Source organism: Streptomyces sp. NPDC031379 (assembly GCF_055569615.1).
In genome coordinates this window covers 271096-291287 of sequence record NZ_JBVIIT010000003.1, presented here as the reverse complement: position 1 = coordinate 291287, position 20192 = coordinate 271096, and the positions used below count along the sequence as shown (strand labels likewise).

The window sequence follows — 20192 nt, the reverse complement described above, 5'->3', positions numbered from 1 at the left end:
CATGACGAACACTCTCCTTCCACCGTCCGTCGAAGGGCCCCACAGCGGGGTGTTCGACCGAATCGCCGAGGAGCTCGGCCCCACGGGCCCGGAGGCAGGCAACCTCCCCGTCATCCTCCGCGCCGCGGGGATCCGCATGACACAGCCCATGCGGGTGGCGGTCGCCGGCCAGATCAAGCGCGGCAAGTCGACACTGGTCAACGCCCTGCTCGGCGAGGAAGTCTGCGAGACCGGTCAGCTGGAACTCACCTTCAACGTCGCCGAGTTCCACCACGCGGAGCGGCCGCGGTTGCTGGTCCACTTCAAGGACGGACGTCCGGCCGAGGAGTGGCCCCCCGATGCGCTGTCGCGGCTGACGGTCCATGACGCCGCGGGGCTGCGGCAACTGCGTGCCATTCGCAAGGTCGAGGTGGGCCGGCCCAGCGCGCTGCTGCGCCGCTTCCGGATCGTGGACACTCCGGGGCTCGGCAGCGTACACGGCACCGATGCCGACAACACGCTGTCCTTCCTCGGCATCGACGATCCGGTGGAGCGCGAGGACGCCGCCCGGGTGCTCGGGGAACTGGGCCGGGACGCCCGGTCGGTGCACGACCTGAGCGCGACCGAGATGGACCGGGCCGACGCGGTCGTCTTCGTGTTCAGCCGTGGTCTGGGCCGGGCCGACCAGCAGGCGGTCGACAGCTTCGCCGGGGCGTACGGGGCGGTCGTGAGCCCACTGAAGGCGTTCGGGGTGCTGTCGCGCAGCGACCAGTACTGGCCGCCGATCGGCGAAACCGGTCGCGACGGGATGCCCGCCGACCCCTTGAACCACAACCCGATGGAGACCGCTCGCCGCATCGCCGACTCGTACGCGAGACGGCCCGCCGTGCGACGCGTGTTCCGCACGGTCGTGCCCGTCGCCGGCCTCCTCGGCATCGCCGCCCAGCGTATGCCTTCCGAGGCGTTCGGTCCGCTGTCGGTACTGGCCAAGGTGCCACCCCGGCACCTCGCGGACCTCATGGAGGACGTCGGTCACTTCTGCGGCCGTGACCATCCGCAACTACCGGTCCCGGCCGTCGTCCGTGCCGATCTCGTCGGCCGGATGGGGGCATGGGGGGTCTTTCTGGCCTGTGGCCTGCTGCGCGAGGGTCTGGGAGAAGACGCGGTACGGCGGAGTCTGCTCGAGAGCAGTGGTGTGCTCGCTCTGCGGGATCTGGTGCTGCGGCATTTCGGGAACCGGGCCGGGCTGATCAAGCTGGACCACGGCCGCCGCGAGATCGCCGACGAGGTGTCCCGGCTTCGGGCCACGGCGCAGCTCACCGGGCGGCCGGTGCCCGCCGCGGCGGACCGGCTGGCCACTGTGCTGGAGCGGCTCCAGGTCACCGATCCGGGGCCGGCGGAACTGGCCGCGCTGCGCGCGTACTACGACGGAGGGCTCGACCTGACGGCGGAGCAGGAGTCGCAACTGCTTGCGGTCACCGGCGAACACGGCACCAGCTGCGCGGCCCGGCTGGGACTGCCCGTCGGCGCACCCGTCGACACGCTGCTGGCGACGGCTCGCCGCCACGCCGCCCAGTGGGCCGCCCTGTGCTCCGACCCGCTGGTCGACGGGCCCACCCTGACCGTGGCGCGGGTGGTACTGCGTTCCTACGAGCGGGTGGCGGACCAGATCGGCCGGGCCTGGCAACTGCTGTACGGCGACGATGATGAAGGGACCGCGCGATGAGCTGGGAACCGGACGATCCGGGCGCCGGCGCCGGCGTCGACCCCGCGGTCGACGTGGACCTCACCGACTACATGGACCCGGCGTCCCCCATCAACCTGACGGATCAGATGCTCCTGGGCGACCCCATGGACCCGACTGCTGTGGCGGTCCCCCACGAGGACAGCGGGGCGGCGGCACCGGCGCTCGATCCGGCCGTCGGCGGCATTCCCGACCTGCCGAACTTCGATCCGGAGCAGAGCGATCCGACGGCGGTCTCCGGAAACCCCGGCGAAGCCATGGAGGTGTGGCGCCCGCACACCGGTGAGAACGCCTGCGCCATCGGCGCGCAGGGCATGGTCCTCACCTATCTCACCGGACAGGAGTTCAGCGAGGAGCAGCTCACCCAGGAGGCGGAGAGCATGGGCTGGTTCGACGGATCCGGTACCGCGCCCGACGACGTGGGGAATCTGCTGGAGCACCACGGTGTCCCGGTCGAGCATGTCGAAGGGGCGAGCCTGGAGCAGCTGGAACAGGTGGTCGCGAGCGGCGGGGCTGCCATCGTGGGGCTCGACTCCAGCGAGATCTGGACCCCCGGTTTCGACCCGGCCGACGACCCCGTGGGCGGTGTGCCGGGCATCCCGGGCCAGGGTGCCGACCACGCCGTGTGGGTCACCGGGTTCGACCACAGCGACCCGGCCAACCCCATGGTGATCCTCAACGATTCCGGGCATCCGGACGGACAGGGCCTGGAAGTCCCGTTGGACGAGTTCCTGGGGGCGTGGCAGGACTCCGGCAACCTGCTGGTGGCAGCCGGTTCCCCCGGGGTGGTGCCGGCATGACCCGTACCGGTCGTGATCTGCCGCGCTGCGAGGATCTCGTCAGGACACTGCGCCGCTCACGGACCATGCGCGAGGTCGCGCCCATGGAGTGCGGCATCGCCTGGCCCGTTCCCATCGCGGTGATCCAGGACGGCGAGCCGCGGGTCTTCGCCCGGCTGCCGCTGTTCGTCCTGCGCCCCGATCCGGCCGGCGGCGCCGCTCTCTTCCCGCCGTTCGCCACTGCCACCCTGGACTGGTCCACCGGGCGCCTCGTCGAGTACTCCGACCTGCGCTTCAAGGAGCCGCACCGCTCGCGGCAGGAGTGGGCGCACCCCGTTGGCCGATTCCCCCATCCCGCCGTAGAGGGGCTGTCCCATGCCGGGTACCGCGCGCTGCGCACCCGTTTGTTCGGCATGTACGACGAACTCTTCGCCGCGTTCTCGCTCGGGCAGCAGCCCGACGGGGCGGTGACCGCGGAGTTCCGCGCGTTGCTGGGCCGGCTGCTGGAGCCGTGTCTCGTCCCCTACTACCGGCGACTCGCGCCCAAGTTCCTCCGGCAGTACCTGCCCGGCGACCATCCGCCCGACGAAGGGTGAACCACCATGCGGCACAACGCCATCAGTCGTCTTCGCGCCGACGTGCTGGCCGCCTATCCGAAAGTCCTCGACGAACTGCTGGACGAGCTGGGCCCCCGGCAGCGGGAGCTGCTCGCGCGGTCCAGGCAACGCCTGGAAGCCGGCACCTGTCACGTGGTGGTGGTCGGTGAGTACAAGCGCGGCAAGTCGTCCCTGCTCAATGCGCTGGTGGAACGACCCGGTCTGTTCCCGGTGGATGTCGACGTGGCCACCTGTGTGGTGTCCACGCTGGCGTGGGGAGCCAAGGAGCGCGCGGTGGTGCACCTCGGGGACACGGGCGCCGGGGGCCTCACGCGGCTGGAGCTGCCGCTCCCGGAGCTTGCCGAGTATGTCACGGAGCAGGGCAACCCCGGCAATCACAAGAACGTCCGGCTGGTCGAGATCCAGGCCCCGGTACCGCGACTGGAAGAGGGCCTGGTGGTCGTCGACACCCCCGGGGTCGGCAGCGTCAACGGTGAACACACGGCGGCCACCCGCGCCTTCCTGGAGCGAGCCGACGGACTGGTGTTCGTCTGCGACGCGATCGAGCCGCCCGCCACGTACGAGCTGGACTTCCTGGGCGAGGCCCTGGAGAAGTGCGAGGTGGTCGTCACCGCCGTCACCAAGACCGACAAGGTGCGGGATGCCGGCCCGGTGGTGGCGGGCGCCCGCGAGAAGCTCGCGGTACGCACCGGAAGGCCGGCCGACGACCTGGTGATCGTGCCGGTGTCCTCCTTCCGCAAGCTCAAATGGCTCAGGGACCGCACCGACGACCGGTTGCTCGCCGACTCGGGATTCCCGGAACTGGAGCACGAGCTGTGGGAGGGGCTCGCCACCACGAGTTGGGCCACACAGCTTCGGCAGGCGCTGGACGGACTGGGCGACGCCCTGACGACGGCGGGATCTCCGCTGGTGAACGAGCTGGCCGCGCTGGAGTCCGACGAGTCCCTCCGGCGGATCCGCGGCCAGGTCGAGGAGACCACCGCCCGGCTCACGCAGTTGAGTTCCGGCAGCGCGAGCTGGCGCACCGAGCTGACCCGGCGCTTCGAGGTGGACACCCGGCAGGCCCGCGCGGCGCTTCAGGACGCCTTCGACACGGTGCTGCGCCGCTACCAGGAGAACGTGTCCGCCGGAGCCGACCCGGGCTCCGACGAGCTGATCGACGAGGTCGCCTCCGGCATGCACGGGGCACTCACCGAGGCACGTGACCGGCTGGCCGGCGTGGCCATGCAGATCATGGAGGACTTCGCCCGGCTGACCAGTCTCCGCCTCACGTCGCCCGAGGCGCCCCAGCCTCCCTTCACCCCCAGCATCGCGGTCCCGACCGTGCCGCTCAACGTCCGGCCGGCCCGCGTCTTCGACCAGATCCGGGCGAGTTGGTCCACAGGAATGGCGGGCCTCGGAGTGGGAGCCGGCGTCGCCATGATCGAACCGTTCAGCGGCATGGTGGTGGCGACCGGGCTGGGCCTGATGGGCTTGGTCCACGGCGTCCGCAACCACCGACAGGATCTGCGCGAGCGTGCCCAGCGCGAGCGCGATGCGCGGCTGCTCCAGCTGGTCTGCCAGGAGATCGCCGCCAACCGGCGGCACGCCTCCGAATCCTTTCAACAGGCGTACGGGGACATCGCCCAGTCCATGGTCAAGGAACTGAACGCCCAACTCGCCGCCCAGCAGGAGTCGCTGACCGAGTCGTGCCGCAGACTCCAGGAGACGAGCCGACAGACCAAGGAGACCCACGCACACAGGCGCGGTGAACTGCGTACCCGCCAGGAGCGCTACCGCCGCCTGCAGGGGGAACTCGACCGGCTGCGCTCCCGCGTGGACCGCCTGGCCACGCGGTCGGCAGCACCCTCCGCACCGCGGCCCGCGCCGACGGAACCGGCACCGCGCTCGGCGCCGCCAGGGGTGCCGCCGCACGCCGCACCGGCCACATCCTCTGGGGTTGCCGCCATGGCCGGGGCCACGGCGGCAGCGATGGCCGGCGAGGTCGCGGTGGACCTCGCCCTGGATGCTTCACTGCACGTGCTGGGCCAGGACGTCCCGGCCGACACGGCGATCGCCGTCCCCGGCCAGGAGGCAACCCATGTCACCGGGATGGACTCCCCTTCGGATCCGGCGGGAGTCGACACCACCCTGCCGCCGGAGATCGGCGCGTCCTTCGACCCCGACCAGTTCGACACACCATGACCGACGGCACGACCAGCGAAACAGCGGGCCACCGCCATGGCGTGGTCTACGGCATCGACTTCGGCACCTGGACCTCCGCCCTGGTGGTACTGCGTCAGGGGCACCCCCCGCTGCCGGTGCGCGACCCCGTGAGCGCTCACGGGGCCACCTCGGTACGCAGCGCCGTGTGTCTGCTGCCCGACGGATCCATGGTGGTGGGGCAGGCGGCCCAGAACGCGCGCCTGCGACGTCCCGAGTATTTCCGGGCCGAATTCAAGCGGGAGTTCGGCGAGCCGTTCCCGCACCGGCTCGGCGAGCGCCGTTTCACCAGCGAGGAGCTGACCGCACGGGTTCTCGGCTTCCTGGTGGCACAGGCCCGCCGTGCCGTCGGGGCCGAGCCGGACCGGGTGGGGATCAGCGTTCCGGCCACATGGGAGCGAGCCCGCAGGGGGCTCATGGTGGACGCCGCCGAAGCCGCGGGCCTTCCGCGGGGGACGGTGGAAGTGCACACGGAGCCGGTGGCGGCCGCCGTCCACGCCCTGCACGACCACGGGATGGACCGGGAGCGGACCATCCTGGTGTACGACCTGGGTGGCGGCACGTTCGACCTGGCGATCGGCCGGGGGACCCGGGACGGCCTCACCGTTCTCGGCTCCCCCGGCGGTCTGCCCCATGTCGGCGGGCTGGCCATCGATCAGGCGGTCCTCGGCCTGATAAGGGCCCGCTGTCCCGCCGCCGCCCTGGATTCGGTGCGGTCCTCCGGCCGCGGCGCGGGCGTGCTGCGTCGCAGGACGCAGCTCGCGGAGGTGTGCACAGCCTTCAAGCAGCAGCTGTCCGTCTCGTCGGAGCACACCGATCTGCTCACCATGCTCGATCCTCCTGTTGAGGTCACGATCACCCAGGCCGAGTTGAGGGAGGCCATCCGCCCGCTGCTGTCGGACACTGTCGCGGAGTGCGAGCGAGTGCTGCGGGCCCACGGCCTCGGCTGGGCGGATCTCGACCTCATCGTCCCGGTGGGCGGCAGCTCCCGGCTTCCGATGGTCGGTGAACTGCTGGCCGCCCGCTCCGGGCGGCCGGTGATGGATGTGTCCGAGCCGGAACTCGCGGTGGCCAAGGGGGCGGCCTGGCTCGCCCGGGACGCGGTTCCCGCCCGGGTGGCCGCCCCGCCGTCCCTTCCCGACGCGCCGCCGGGACAGCCCCGTCCGGTGCGTACGCTCCCGGCAGGGGTCAGAACTCTGCTGGACGCCGGTCTGACCGACCGTTTGGTGCTGCAGGCGGTACGACGTGTCCGAACCTGACGTTCCGTCGTCCGACGGGCTCGCGCTGGCCGATCACTGGCATCGGCTGGTGCGCACGTGGGGGGCACGGCACGGCCTTCCCCTCGAAGCCGATGCGAGTTCTGTGACGGTCGGGTTGGACCACGCGGACGCCCGGCGGAGGATCACTGTGGCGTTCACGACGACACGCAACGAACTGCTGCTGGTGCTGGTCACGGACGACCGCTATCTGACAGAGGACCGGATCGCTCTCGCGGCGGCCGCCGCCAATGCCTGGAACGTCGATCGGCTGGCCCCGATGCTCGCGGTCTGCAACCTCGGCGCCGGCCAACCCGCGTACCTGAGCGGCATCCGTACGCTGCCACTGGTCTGTGCGCTGTCCCAGCAGGCGTTCGATGCGCTGGCCGACCGATGGCTCGACGAAGCTCGTGATCTGTTCACCTGGTGCCACCGGGAGTTCGGGCTGTAAGAGATCCTGACACAGGCGTTGGACGTGCCGGTGGGTGATGTCGAGCACCTCGGGGATGCAGGCGTTCTCGCTGACCCGGATGGGACAGCACCCGTCGAGCGCTGCGTCCGGCTCGGGCTGCGTGACGGCGGCACGCTCGTGCTGAACGCCGCCGCGGTCGCCGCCCTGCTCACCGTCGGCGAGGACTGCGACCTGGCGGCGGAGCAGCCGGCCCACTTCGACGGCGTGGTGTCAGGTGGTTGGGCTGCCCGCGGCCCACTCGCTCCACGGCATGTTCCAATCGCTGAGGCCGTTGTCCGGGGCCAGCGTGGTCTTGTCCTCGGAGTTCTTGACGATCACGACGTCACCGATCATCGAGTGGTCGAAGAACCACGCGGCGGGCTGCTTGCCGTCGCCGCCGCCCCTGACATCCTTCATGCCCACGCAGCCGTGGCTGGTGTTGACCTTGCCGAAGACCGAGTCGGCACCCCAGTAGTTGCCGTGGATGAACGTGCCCGAATCGGTCAGGCGCATGGCGTGCGGTACGGCCTTGATGTCGTACGAGGGCTTGCCGTCCTTCTCCGTGAGGCCGACGCTCGCACCGTTCATGTGGATCTGCCTGAACTTCTCGGAGATCACCATCTGACCGTTGTACGTCGGGTGCTCGGGGCTGCCGGACGAGATCGGGATGGTCCTGATCGTCTTGCCGTCCCGGACGACGGTCATCTGCTTCGTCTTTGCGTCGACCGTGCTGATCTGACTCCGGCCGATCTTGAACGTGACCGCCTTCTGGATGCCGTCGCGGTTGAGATCGACAGTGACGGTGGGGCCGGGCTTCCAGTAGTGCTCGGGGCGGAAGTCCAGGCGGTGGTCATTGACCCAGTGACCTACGACCCGCTGGCCGCTGCTGGAGCTGACCTGTATCTCCGACTGCACGGCGGCCTTGTCGCTGATCGCCTTGTCGAAGTTGACCGTCACCGGCATGCCCACGCCGACGGTCGAGCCGTCCTGGGGGGAGAGGTGCCCGATGAAGTCGTTGGCCGGGGAGACCGTGGTGATCGTGGCGTTACCGGTGACGGAGCGGCCCTTGGCGTCCTCGGCCTCCGCAGCGATCTGATACTTGGTGGCCCGTGCCAGCCGGCCTTTCAGCTTCCAGGAGGTGCCGTCCGCGGACAGAGTGCCCTGGATCTCGGCACCGGTTGCGACGGCGATCATGGTCACCTTGGTGAGGTGGCCGTTGCTGACGGTGACATCGACCGGGTCGTCGATCCCGACGTTGTAGGCACCTTGCCCGGGCGTGATCTCTATTCGGGCGTCGGAAGCTTCCTGGGCGCCTGTCTGATTTCCGCGCACCTGCGCTTGCGGGGGGTTCCCGGCGTCGTTGCCGCTGGTGGCGGCGTTGCCGGTACCACCCAGGGCCGTGACTGCGAGTACGCCGCCGAGCACGCCGGCTGTAGTCACCAGGCCGGTGCGTCGTTTACACAGCGTGATCAATCGCTTCTCCCATGCCGCTGGTCTTTGTATCCCTGTGCTGATCGCCGAAGGCGCCCATCCATCTTTAACCACTTATGGGCATGGCTGTGCCCAGAAAAGAGCATTTTGTGGTGAAGGCCACGCATCGTCGAACACGCCGCGGGGTTGTCGCGGGCCTGGAACTGGTCCTGGGAGTCGATGGCGGTCCGCACGCGGATCTTGATGCGGTTGCGCTCTCCCTTGCTCGTGCCCCGGAAGACATGAGCGCGGCGTCGAACCCGCGGTTCGGGCGGCGGAGTGCCTGGAGGGGGTCGCCGGCCTGGGGGGGTGCTGCCAGGACAGGGGCGGATGCCCTCGCCCCCGGGGAGATCCTTCGACGCATCACCATTCCGGAGCGCGCGCTGCGCAAACGCACCGCACACCGTCGCTTCACACTGACCCGGCTCGGCCGAGTGACCTGTTGCTCAGTGACCTGTTGCTCACCGTCACCGTCGGCACCACGCGGCCCGTCCGCATCGCCTTCGACCACCTGCCCGACGTCCGGACCCTGCGCCGGAGCATCGACGCCTTGCGTTCGCCACGGCGATCCGCACCGACCACCTGGCCGACGAACGAGGAGGGCTGCCGACGTCTCGTGGTCGCGTACGAGGGCACGTACTTCTCACCGCGGGTACAAGGAGGCACCGCCGCTGCCCTCCGAGACCAGGACCTCCCTCGCGATCTGGTGCCGGTGACGCACCGCCGCCTTCGCACATAGGTTTTACCGTCCCGTGGTTGCCACCCCCACGGGTCCGTCGGATTCTTGGTCACCATGCCCTCGGGCAGCTGGTTCTGCTGGTCACGGGGGGTGTATGGCTCCCTCCGCGTTGAGCGGGGAATGTTCATGCACCTCGAGTTCCGGCACCTCCGTGTCCTGCTCACCGTCGCCGAGGCCGGCAGCATCCGCAAGGCCGCCGCACGGCTGCAGCTTTCCCAGCCGGCCACGAGCGCTCAGCTGAAGCGGATCGAACACGAGCTGGGCGGCCCGCTCTTCGTCCGCGGCGCCGACGGGGTGACGCCGAACGAGAACGGACAGTACATCCTGCGCTGCGCCCGTGACCTCGTCGTCGGCTTCGACCGGATGCGCGAGTACGCGCGATCGGCGGCCGAGGCGGACAGACAGGCCGCCGCGCCGCTGAGGGCGGGCGGAACCGCCGGCGCGCTGGTGTCCCTGCTGGTCTCCGCCCTCTTCGAACTCGTCCCGGAACGCCGGCTCACCATTGATGCCCGCCGCTCCGTGCACACCCTGGTGAGATCGCTGAGCCTGTCGAAATGCGACATCGCGGTGTTCGGCGAGTTCCCCGGCTTCCCCCTTCCGGTCGGCGAGTCGGTGGCGACGCGCACACTGCTGCGCGAGCCGGTCTTCGTCCTGCTCGCCGAGGACCACCCGCTGGCACGCCAGGAGATGGTCAGCCTCCATGAACTGGCGGGCGAGGAGTGGGTCATGCCCGAGGCCGACGAGAGCGGTGTGCACGCGTACCTCCATCTCACCTGTCAGGCAGCGGGATTCACCCCGCGCATCGCTCATGTGACGCCGGACCTGTCCGTGGCGCAGATCCTGGTCGCCGGCCGGCGTGCTGTCTGCGGCGTGTGGCCGACCGCCGATGTCTCCGCCCCCGGCACCGTGCAACGGCCGCTCGTGGACGTCCCGTTCCACCGGCGGCTGCTGCTGGCCTGGAACACGGAATCGGTTCCGCCCGGACTCGCCGACGCGGCGTGCGAGCGTCTGCTGGCCGCCTATCTGTCGCTGGTGCGGCAGCGGCCCCGGTATCTGGCCTGGTGGGAGGACGGGGGCAAGGAGTTCGCCCTCGGCGAGGGCATGTGACCGATCGGGCCGCGGTTCCCGGTGCCCTATAGCTCCGCGGTTATATCCCAGATGGAGTCACGTCAGGGTCATGTCACCTGGTGAACACTTCGCGTCAACGTCCCAGGACGTCGTCACCCCACGACGAGCGAAGGAATCACCCCGTCATGCCCCGTCCCCTTCTTGCCCTTTCCGCGATGGTCGCCGCCGGCGTCATCACCTCGGGTGCGATGGCCGTATCGGCGCACGCGCAGACCCACGCGGCGCAGGGCGGCACCTCCGTCCGCGACACCGCGATATCCCAGGCCAAGGCCAACGTGACCAGGCACGCCGACACCTTCGGTTTCGGCCCGGGCCAGACGCTGAAGGCGAAGGACGTCGTGATCGACGCCGACGGCACCCAGCACGTCCGCTTCGAGCGGACCTACCGCGGTCTCCCCGTCGTCGGCGGCGACTTCGTGGTCCACCAGAAGGCGGACGGCTCCCTCAAGGGATCCACCCGCGCCAAGGCCCACAAGGTGGCGCTCAAGTCCGTCGCTCCCGCCGTCGACGCCAAGGGCACCGCGGCCGGCGCCCTGAAGCGCTCCCACGGCCTGGTGCGCAACGCCAAGTCCACCCCCGAGCTGATCGTGTGGGCCGCCGACGGCACCCCCCGCCTGGCCTGGCGCACCACCGTGCAGGGCCTGGGCGACAAGGGCCAGCCGCACGGCGAGGTCTTCGTCACCGACGCCACCACCGGAGCGGCGATCGAGAACTACGACGCCGAGCGCGAGGCGACCGGCACCGGCCACTCCGAGTACACCGGTGACGTCGGCATCGACACCACCCAGCAGGCCGACGGCACCTTCGCCCTGATCGACCCGGTGCGCGGCCACATCACCAAGGACGCGCACAACCTCTCCTCCTCGTCCCTGAAAAGCACCTCCGGCACCCTGTTCACCGACGCCGACAACATCTGGGGCGACGGCAGGAAGTTCTCCACCGACCGCGCCACCGCCGCCGTCGACGCGCACGTCAACACCGCGAAGACGTTCGACTACTACAAGACGACCTTCGGCCGCAGCGGCATCAAGAACGACGGCCGCGGCGCCACCGTCTTCGTCCACGTCGGCACCAACTGGGACAACGCCCAGTGGTCGGACTCCTGCTTCTGCATGATGACCGGCGACGGCGACGGCACCACCGACCCCGAGCAGGTCGACCTCGACACCATGGGCCACGAGATGACCCACGGTGTCACCTCCGCCACCGCCAACCTGCGCTACAGCGGTGAGTCCGGCGGCCTGAACGAGGCCACCAGCGACATCCTCGGCACCATGGTCGAGTGGTACGCCGCCAACCCGGTCGACACCCCCGACTACCTCTTCAGCGACCAGTCCACCCCGCCGTGGCTGCGCCGCTTCGACAAGCCGTCCTTGGACGGCGGCTCCGCCGACTGCTGGTCGAAGTCGGTCGGCCGGCTCGACGTGCACTACTCCTCGGGCGTCGGCAACCACTGGTTCTACCTCGCGAGCGAGGGCAGCGGCGCCAAGACCATCAACGGCGTCTCCTACAACAGCCCGACCTGCGACGGCTCCACCGTCACCGGCATCGGCAACCAGAAGGCCTCCGCCATCTGGTACCGGGCGCTGACCGTCTACATGACCTCCACCACGGACTACAAGGGCGCCCGCACCGCGACGCTGAACGCGGCGAAGGACCTCTACGGCGCCACCAGCCCCGAGTACGCCACCGTGGCCGCGGCCTGGAGCGCGGTCAAGGTCGTCTGACGCACTGACGCACCGACGCACCGCCTGATCCACGAGAGCCGGCCCGGGTGACGACGAGGACCCCCTCGCCGTCGCCCGGGCTCCGGCCATGGGCTGTGTATTCTGGCGGCCGTTCGAAGTCGCCCACGCCTCACATCAACAACCGGCGTCGCGCAGGAGTGAGTAGCCGGGGGGGCTCGTTGCAGTACGGAATTCTTGGCCCGCTGGAGTTGCGAGTCGAGGGGCGACGAGTCGAGCCGGCCCGCCCTCGGGTCCAGGCGGCGCTTGCCTTCTTCCTGCTGCACACGGGCAGGCTGGTCACCACGGACGCGCTGATCGACGGGCTGTGGGGCGAGAAGCCGCCCAAGACGGCTCGGGCACAGGTCCACACGGTCGTCTCCGCGGTCCGTCGTCTGCTGCCGTCCCCCGACCACTTGTCCTGGGAGTCGGCCGGCTATCGGTTCGACCTCCGGCAAGGGGTGCTGGACTCGATGCAGTTCGACCTGCTCGTGAGCGAAGCGCGACGTCACCTCGACTCCGCAGAGCGTGAAGAGTCGGCCCGCGTCAGGCTCCGGGAGCAGCGGTTCCAAGCGCACATGCTGGTCGCCGACCTGGAACTGGCCGAGGGGGACTGTCCTGCCCTGATCCCCGAGCTGTCCGCCCTGTCCGCAGAGTCACCGGAACGTGAGGACGTGGCCGAGCGACTTGCCCGCGCTCTCTACTACAGCGGCCGGCAAACGGAGGCGCTGGCCGTCATCCGCGCCGTACGAACTCTGCTGATCGAGGAGTACGGGGTGGACCCCGGCAGGGAACTCGTCGACCTCGAGGGCGCCATACTGCGCGGCGACCCCGGTGTCCGGGAGAACGCGGCCCCTGTCCAGCCGCCGGGCCAAGAGCATCGACCCTCCGCGGCGCTCGCCCCCTCTGACGCTGCGACGGCCGGCCCGACTCCGTCGACGGCAAGCGCCGTACCTCGCCAACTGCCCCATGATCTGCCCGACTTCATCGGCAGGCACGAGGAGATGGCACGCCTGCGCGCGCTCGCCGACAGGGCGCCGGGCTCGATGCCCAGGGTCGCCGTCATATCGGGAATGGGCGGCGTCGGTAAGACGGCGCTCGTGCTGCACGCCGCCCACAGCCTCGCCGCCGCCCTCCCCGACGGTCAGCTGTACGCCGATCTCCGGGGATTCGGGGCGGGTGAGCCGCGGACTCCGTTCGACGTCCTGGGGCGCTTCCTGATGGACCTGGGCGTCAGCGGAAGGACACTGCCGGAACACGTGGACGACCGTGCGGCACTCTACCGCGCGGCCCTCGCCGACCGGCGCGTCCTGATCGTCCTCGACAATGCCCGCGACACCCGGCAGTTCGACCCTCTGCTGCCCGGAAACGGCAACAGCGCCGTCGTGGTCACGAGCCGCCGAGCGCTCGCCGGACCGTACGGGACCTCACGCGTCGTCCTGCACCCGATGGCCGAGGACGAGCAACGACGGCTGCTGGAACGATTCTGCGGGGAGGATGCGCTACGCACCGACCCCGCATCGGCCTCGCTCGTCCTCGACGCGTGTGCCGGCCTCCCGCTGGCCTTGCGCATCGCCGCCGCACAGCTGGCCACGCGCCCCACCTGGACCCTGGGCACGCTGGCTCGGCGCCTGTCCGGAAGTGGCAGCCGTCTGCGCGCGCTCGCGGTCGACCACCTCGCGGTGCGTGACACGTTCGTCCTGAGCTACAACGGCTTGCGCGACAGCCGGAAGCAGACGGAACGGGAAGCCGCCCGCGCCTTCAGGGCCCTGGGTCTGTGGCCGTGCCACCCCTTGCCCCCCGAGGCCGCGGCGGCGTTGCTCGGTGAGTCGCTGGAAGACACCGTCGACCTGCTGGACCTCCTGGCCGATGCGCATCTGCTCCAGGCCACCGACACGGGCGCCTACCGCTTTCACGACCTCCTCGGGGAATTCGCCGAGCAGTGCGCCCTGGCGGAGGAGACCGAAGCCGACCGCGAGGCCGCGCTCCTGCGTCTGGTGATCTGGTACAGCGCCGCCGCCCACCAGGCGAACAGTCTGACCGCACCTGTGGTGCATTTCAGCCCTCCGCAGGCCGCCGCACCCTTGCCGGACTTGCAGGACGGACGCGACGCGCTCGCCTGGTTCGTGAGGGAGATGCCCGCTCTCAGGGCGGTCATCGAACTGGCAGGCCGCACTTCCCGACCGGAGATGGCCTGGCGGACCGCGACCGCGATGCTCGGCTATGGACACGCCTACTGGTGGGCCGGTGAGTGGACGCAGTGCCTCATGGAGGCGATGGCCTGGGCCCGCAGGCACGGTGACCTCATGGGCCAGGCGTACCTGCACAACGCCCTCGGAGCGGCCAACGGTTTGGCGTATCGCAACGAAGAATGCCTGGTTCACCTGCAGGCGGCCCTCGCTCTGCACAGAGAGACGGAAAACCGCGATGGGCAGGCGACCGTGCTGGGCAACATCGCCCTGGTGCATCGTCAGGCGGGCCGGCTGCGGGAGGCGATCGACGCTCTTGACGAGTCGCAGCTGTTGCGCCTGCGACTCGGCCACACGAAGGATTCCGCCGTCGTCCTGTCGGGCAGGGGATTTCTTCTCCACGCCAGCGGCGAGGTCGCGGCGGCCCTGGACGCCCACGCTCAGGCTCTGGAGATCTTCCGCAGCCAGGGGTTGGATAAGTTCGTCGCCGGAGGGCTCTTCAACACCGCAGAGTGCCTCCGTGCCCTCGGACGCTCGACGGAGGCCTTCGCGGCTTCTGCGAACCGGGGCTGAGCTTCGACTAACTCGTACCGTTCACGGGCAGGCGTTCCAGTGAGGCGAGTCGTCCATGCGCTCTTTGATGCACTTGCGCACAGTCCCAACATCGGTTGTCTCGCTGTGTGATCGACCAGCTACGTTCCGCTTATGATCGCTGTGGATAGGCCAACTGCCGAGATCCTGCGGGTCGAGGTGACTGACACGCTGGCCTACTGGACGGTTCGTGCGGGGCCCACCTTGACGGTCGTCGAGGACGTGGACGGCTTCCTCTGCCACCTGCGCTTCGGCCGGGCCCGCGCGGAATCGACCACGAAGACGTACGCAGGTCACCTCAAGCGCTTCCATGCATGGTGCGGCGAGCACGACCTGTCACGGGAACACGCGGCCGCCGAACTCTCGCACTATCTGATGAAGCTGAGGACCACGCCCCGGCTGACGAACGGCCGTGGCCAAGGGCGGCTCCCGCAGGACTCCACGCTCGCCCCCGCCCTGGCCGCAATCCACGGCTTCTACCTGCACCTGGCCGACCTCCGCCGGATCAGCGCGAAGGCGGTCGATGCCCTGTTCGTCACCGCTCCGCACCCGGCGACAGGGAAACTTGTCCTGGAGCCACGCATCCGCGTCGATCCACGGCCGAGTCACGCTTCCGGCCGGGCACCGGCGGCCAGCCACGAGGAGTTCGCCGCGCTCCTGCGCACTACGAAGACCGCCCGCGACCGCTGCATGGTCGCCCTGCTCGGCGCGTGCGCACTGCGCGTCGGCCAGGTCGTCGGTCTGCTCCGCGAGGACATTCACCTCGTCCCGGCCGGCAGTACCGTACCGGGCTGTCCCTACAGCCTGGGCCCTCACCTGCACCTGAAGAAGCGTGACAGTCACCCGCGCGGGGCGGCGAACAAGAACCGCGGCACCGTCGTCGTTCCCGTGCCCGGCCCCGTGGTGATGCTCTACGCCGACTGGATGCGCGAGCGCCTCACCATCCCCCGGGCGGGCAAGGCTATTTGGGCCTTCGTGTCGTTCCCGGGTCCCACGGGAGAGCTGGGCGGGCAGGTCCTCGGCACGCGGCGGGTTCAGGACCTTGTGTCGGATCTCGCCGGGGACGCCGGCATCCGGCACATCCATCCGCACATGCTGCGGCATACCTTCGGCGAGACCGCAGCCGACCTCGACGTCGCGTGCGACGTCCTTCAGCGCCTGCTCGGCCACCGTGACGTCGCTAGCCAGAAGGTGTACCGCAACCCGTCCGACGCCCGGGTCGCTCACGCCGCCCAGGCCGTGAACGACAAGATCTTCGGACCAGCATGACGACTTCTGCGCCTCTGCCCGCTCCAGCCCCCGCGACCGAGTGGGAACCGGACTGGGACTACCTGGCCCGGCACGGCCTCGACCGCTTCCCGCTCCAGCTGTGCTTCCCCCTGGGCGCCGACTGGCACTTGCTGCGCCGCTGCCGGCACACCGGGTGCGACCGGCCGGCCACGAGCTGGCCGTGGCTGTGCCACCGCTGCGCGTCCGACTGGCGGGAGGCCGGCGCCCCCGGCGACATCGACAACTGGTGCGCAAGCACGCCCGTCCCGTTCGCCCGCCGCACCTACGCCGAGCATCGGTGCCGGGTGGGTTGCGACCGCGCCGCGGAGGCCAGCGGCCTGTGCAAGAGCTGTGCCTCCGAGCGCCGGGTGCCCGGGCTGACCGTCGAGGAGTACCTCGCCCGGGGCCGCGCCCCTCGTCCGGGCTTCGGGAAGTGCCTGGTCCGCGTGTGCCCGCGCATGGCCGTAGTGCGGCGGAGCCGGCTGTGCCTGCCGCACCAGCGGCAGTGGTCCAACTCGGGGACGCCCGACCGCGAGGCGTGGGCGCTGACGGCAGCCGCCATCTACACGTCCGTCGACGTGGTCCCGCTCACCGATCTTGCGCCGGCGGTCGTGGTGCAGGTGCTGCGCGGGTATGAGGCCCAGCTCCGCCAGGGCGGCCGGATCAGCCCCGCACAGGTCAAGTCGGCGGTGCGCTGGCTGTGTGACCACGCGGTCGACGACCTGGCCGCCGCGGCACTGCCGGCCAAGGGCGCGAAGACGACGTATCTGCGGCTGTGGCAGCGGACCCTGCCGCTCCTTGAGGCCGACCCGGCCACGGAGCACACCCGGACCCTCGTCAGGCTGCACATCCTCAACCCCCGCTACAAGGGCGGGAGCGTCGATCTGCGGGACGTCCACGCGCCCTGGGTCACGCACCTCGCCCAGCAGTACCTGCTACGCCTCGCCGCCGGCGGCGCCTCGTCGGCACGGTTGATGCTTGTCGGCTACGCGGCACGGTGGTTCGCGATGTTCCTTCGCACCCTGCCCGGCGAGGGCCGAAGGCCGGGCGACGTCGGCCGTGACGGCATGCTTGCCTACCTGCGCTGGCTGACGCACCGAGCCCGCGACACCAGCGACTACCAGGTCCTCAGCGACGACGACCCGGTACGGCAGGTCATCGTCGAGCGCCTCCTGCCATCCCGCCGAGGCGCCGAGCCTTTGCTGGTCACCCCGGTGCGCCACTACGAGCTAGTGAAGGTGCTGCGTGAGGTCCTCGAGCATGGCAGGGCATGGCTCGCGGACAACCATGCTGCGGACGTCCATCTGCTGGAGATGGACGTGCCGCCGTATCCAGAGCGGGACGACACGGCCAGCGAGCTGGAGGGCCGCTCCCAGGACGCCCTGCCCGAACAGGTCTTCCTCCAGCTCATGGACGAACGCAATCTCGCCCTGCTGCCGGCCGGTACCCGCCGCAACTGCGTCGAGCTGGCCATGCGCGTGGGCCGGCGGCCCTGGGAGCTCCGCCACCTGGAATTCGACTGCCTTCAGTGGCACGACATCGACGTGGAGGACCCGGACGGGACGGTGCGTCGCCGGTCCTACCCCTTCCTCGCATACTGGATGCAGAAGGTCCGCCGACGGCACAAACTCCCGCTCCATCCCAGCGATGCCGAGGTCATCACCCGCCAGCAGGACTACCTGCGGCGCGAATCCCCGCAACTGTTCCACGAAGACGGCCGGCCCCGCTCCACCCGCATGGTGCTGTTCCCCACCCCTCGCCGCTCCCGTGCCAACGCGCTCGGCGAGCGGCCGTACGACAGCGGCACGATCGGCTACTGGCTGGAGACCTGGCTCGACCAGTTCGCCGTAACCGACGAGCACGGGAAGCCCTTCGACTCGGCCCGGGTGTTCCCCTATGCCTTCCGGCACACCTACGCCCAGCTCCGCGCCGACGCCGGCGTCCCGCTGGACATCCTGCAAGTCCTCATGGCCCATCAAGACCCCTCCACCACGCAGGTCTACTACCGGCCCTCGCACCCCCGGCGGGTGGAAGCGGTGCGCGCTATCGCCGCCAAGTACCAGTTCGACCTCACCGGCGGCCGGATCCGCGCCCGCACCCCCGGCGACGACCTTGCCGACCGGATCCGCGCGGGCGTCGGCTCGGTGCCCGTCCCCGCGGGACGCTGCCACGAGATGAACAACGTCCGCGCCGACGGACACGGCTGCCCGGTGTACAGCCGCTGCTTCTCCTGCACGTTCTACACCACCGACTTCACCCACCTGCCCGAGCTGCGCCAACTACGCGCCGGGAAAGCGGAACAGCTCGCCGCGCTGGAGAGCGCCTACGGCAGCGTGCTCACCGCAGGACCCTTGAGCGCGGCGAACCTGGAGCTGCTCCGCCAGGAGATCCAGCAGATCGACGAACTCGTCGGCAAATGCGAAGCCGACATCGGCTCCCTCACCCCCGAGGAACGAACCATGGTGGAGTCCTGGCTCCATACCAAGGACCGATTCCTCACCGTCATCCCAGTAGCGGCGGTTCTGGCCGGACGGCAGCGTCTGGACCAGCCGACCGTCGACCCGATCGTCACTGAAAGGACAACCGGATGACGCGCCCGCCCGCCCCGCACAAGCAGCCAGGCCAGGTGACAATCGACGCCGTGCCGACAGCGAACAGTGCCGACAGCGGGTTCTCACCGTCCTGGCCGCGATGCGCAGGAGCCGCCAGGCCCTGTCCGACGCGGAGATCACCCGGCGGGCCGCTGTCAACCCGCAGTACCTCCAACGCCACCGCGACCTCAAAGCAGAAGCCGAGACCATCCGCGCTCACCTCGCCCAAAACGGGCCGCGGGCGGCGGCAGCAGCGACCGCCCGCAAAGAAGCGGCCCTCGAAGTCGAGAACCGCATGCTCCTGGAACAGAACGCCGCCCTGCAACGGACCCTTCAAGAAGTCCAGAACGAGCTGCGCACAGTACGCGCCAACGAACTGGGCGCCCGCCTCCGCGACGGCCTGAACGTCCGCTCGCTGCGCGACACGGAAATGGAGGAACTGCGCGAGCAACGAGACGCAGCGCTCGCAGCCAGCCGCCAAGCAGAGACCGCCATGCAGGCACTCCGCAACGTCAACCAGCGGCTGATGGTCGAGAACAGCCGACTGATCGCGGCAGATATTCCAGGACCAGCCCAGGGGGGGCAACGGTGACTCCAGCCCGGCCGACGCCACTGACGCCTGCCCCCCGACTGCGGTGCGGGTGGATCCTCAAAGCTCTGCGCCCCTGAGGGCGCACCGTCCCCAGCCGTGAATCACTCCTGAGGGCTGCGGAGGCGACCGGAAAATCGGCGTGTGGGACCGGGCTTGATGTCGCCGCCGCCACTTCGACCAGGCCAAGCGATGTATGACGTCGACGACTAGTGGAAATACCAGCAGTACGAGCAGGCGGCGGACTTCGCTGACCGTTAGCGGGATAAGGCCCTCGGGCGGCGGGGTGCGGCCCGCGATGGCTGCCGCGACTGCCAGGACGGCCAGCGTCGCCAGTGCCAGGGTGACCCACCGGTGCCATGAGTCCCATCGGCGGACCTGGTGTTCATCCAGCCCGGTCAGCTCCTTGGCCTGCTGGAATCCCTCCTCCACTGTCCACCTCGTCCCCGCGACCCGCACCAGGACCGTCAGGGGGATGCGCCGGCGCGACCAGCAGCGGTAGAACGCCAGCTCTCCGGTGGTGCGGTTCTTGCGCACGAGAACTGCCCGATGTCCGCTGCTGTCGGCGTGCCGCTGCGGCAGCCGGACCAGCGCCCAGCGGTAGAGCCGGCGTCCCTTCGCGCCGTCGCCGCACGACAGGGTTCGCCATGCTCGCGGCGGCAGCCCGGCGGCGAGCGTGTCCACGCGCACCGCGCCGTCCACCGTGTCGACCTTCCGGTTGCAGCCGACGGCCAGCACGTAGCGACCCCGTGATGGCGATTCTTGGAAACGACCAGGGCTGCTCCTCACATCACTTGATCAAGTCTGCAAGCGAGTGGGGAGGTGCGGTGAGCGCCGGGGCTGGGGTGAGGCTGGGGCCGCCCGCTCGTTCTGA

At 70.0% G+C, this 20192-nt stretch carries 14 protein-coding genes; 12 read left to right on the top strand and 2 right to left on the bottom strand.

The window, feature by feature from the left end; all coding sequences use genetic code 11:
• The first annotated feature begins 1 nt into the window (after position 1).
• The 6 genes from ACZ5CW_RS06215 to ACZ5CW_RS06190 are packed head-to-tail and all read left to right on the top strand — an operon-like array spanning position 2 to position 7028.
• On the top strand, positions 2–1705 hold the full coding sequence (locus ACZ5CW_RS06215) for a dynamin family protein (protein ID WP_468598849.1): 1704 nt from the start codon (positions 2–4) through the stop codon (positions 1703–1705).
• Positions 1702–2523, top strand: a complete 822-nt coding sequence (locus ACZ5CW_RS06210; RefSeq protein ID WP_468598847.1) for a C39 family peptidase — start codon at positions 1702–1704, stop codon at positions 2521–2523. Before ACZ5CW_RS06215 ends, ACZ5CW_RS06210 begins: the two co-directional genes overlap by 4 nt.
• A complete protein-coding gene (locus ACZ5CW_RS06205; protein WP_468598845.1) occupies positions 2520–3098 on the top strand; it encodes a hypothetical protein in 579 nt (192 codons plus the stop codon). The genes ACZ5CW_RS06210 and ACZ5CW_RS06205 overlap by 4 nt, the downstream gene beginning before the upstream one ends.
• A 6-nt stretch (positions 3099–3104) precedes the next feature.
• On the top strand, positions 3105–5303 hold the full coding sequence (locus ACZ5CW_RS06200; RefSeq protein ID WP_468598843.1) for a dynamin family protein: 2199 nt from the start codon (positions 3105–3107) through the stop codon (positions 5301–5303).
• Positions 5300–6580, top strand: coding sequence for an Hsp70 family protein (locus ACZ5CW_RS06195; protein WP_468598842.1), 1281 nt, complete (start codon positions 5300–5302; stop codon positions 6578–6580). The genes ACZ5CW_RS06200 and ACZ5CW_RS06195 overlap by 4 nt, the downstream gene beginning before the upstream one ends.
• Positions 6567–7028 (top strand): hypothetical protein, encoded by a 462-nt coding sequence (locus tag ACZ5CW_RS06190; protein WP_468598840.1) that lies wholly within the window; start codon positions 6567–6569, stop codon positions 7026–7028. The genes ACZ5CW_RS06195 and ACZ5CW_RS06190 overlap by 14 nt, the downstream gene beginning before the upstream one ends.
• 231 nt (positions 7029–7259) lie before the next feature.
• Here the strand turns inward: ACZ5CW_RS06190 and ACZ5CW_RS06185 are convergent, their stop codons facing one another.
• Complete coding sequence (locus ACZ5CW_RS06185; protein ID WP_468598838.1) at positions 7260–8501, bottom strand: L,D-transpeptidase; 1242 nt, start codon at positions 8499–8501, stop codon at positions 7260–7262.
• An 862-nt stretch (positions 8502–9363) separates the two neighbouring features.
• On the opposite strand from ACZ5CW_RS06185, the gene ACZ5CW_RS06180 reads away from it, so the two are divergent.
• The 6 genes from ACZ5CW_RS06180 to ACZ5CW_RS06155 all read left to right on the top strand — a co-directional run bounded on the left by ACZ5CW_RS06180 (position 9364) and on the right by ACZ5CW_RS06155 (position 19321).
• Positions 9364–10344 carry a LysR family transcriptional regulator gene (locus ACZ5CW_RS06180; protein ID WP_468598837.1) on the top strand — a complete coding sequence of 327 codons (981 nt, stop codon included), beginning with the start codon at positions 9364–9366 and terminating at the stop codon, positions 10342–10344.
• Positions 10345–10490: 146 nt separating this feature from the next.
• Positions 10491–12092: a M4 family metallopeptidase gene (locus ACZ5CW_RS06175; RefSeq protein WP_468598836.1), complete on the top strand. Its 1602-nt coding sequence runs from the start codon at positions 10491–10493 to the stop codon at positions 12090–12092.
• A 470-nt stretch (positions 12093–12562) separates the two neighbouring features.
• The gene (locus tag ACZ5CW_RS06170; protein WP_468598834.1) at positions 12563–14851 is read left to right on the top strand and encodes an AfsR/SARP family transcriptional regulator; all 2289 of its coding nucleotides are present in this window, start codon (positions 12563–12565) and stop codon (positions 14849–14851) included.
• A 177-nt stretch (positions 14852–15028) separates the two neighbouring features.
• Positions 15029–16138, top strand: coding sequence for a tyrosine-type recombinase/integrase (locus ACZ5CW_RS06165; RefSeq protein ID WP_468598832.1), 1110 nt, complete (start codon positions 15029–15031; stop codon positions 16136–16138).
• Positions 16135–18729, top strand: a complete 2595-nt coding sequence (locus ACZ5CW_RS06160) for a tyrosine-type recombinase/integrase (RefSeq protein WP_468598830.1) — start codon at positions 16135–16137, stop codon at positions 18727–18729. The genes ACZ5CW_RS06165 and ACZ5CW_RS06160 overlap by 4 nt, the downstream gene beginning before the upstream one ends.
• Positions 18730–18829: 100 nt before the next feature.
• Positions 18830–19321, top strand: coding sequence for a hypothetical protein (locus ACZ5CW_RS06155; RefSeq protein WP_468598828.1), 492 nt, complete (start codon positions 18830–18832; stop codon positions 19319–19321).
• Positions 19322–19378: 57 nt separating this feature from the next.
• On the opposite strand, the gene ACZ5CW_RS06150 is transcribed toward ACZ5CW_RS06155, so the two are convergent.
• Entirely contained in the window at positions 19379–20056 is a 678-nt protein-coding gene (locus ACZ5CW_RS06150) for a transposase family protein (RefSeq protein WP_468598826.1), read from the bottom strand.
• Positions 20057–20192: the final 136 nt, after the last annotated feature.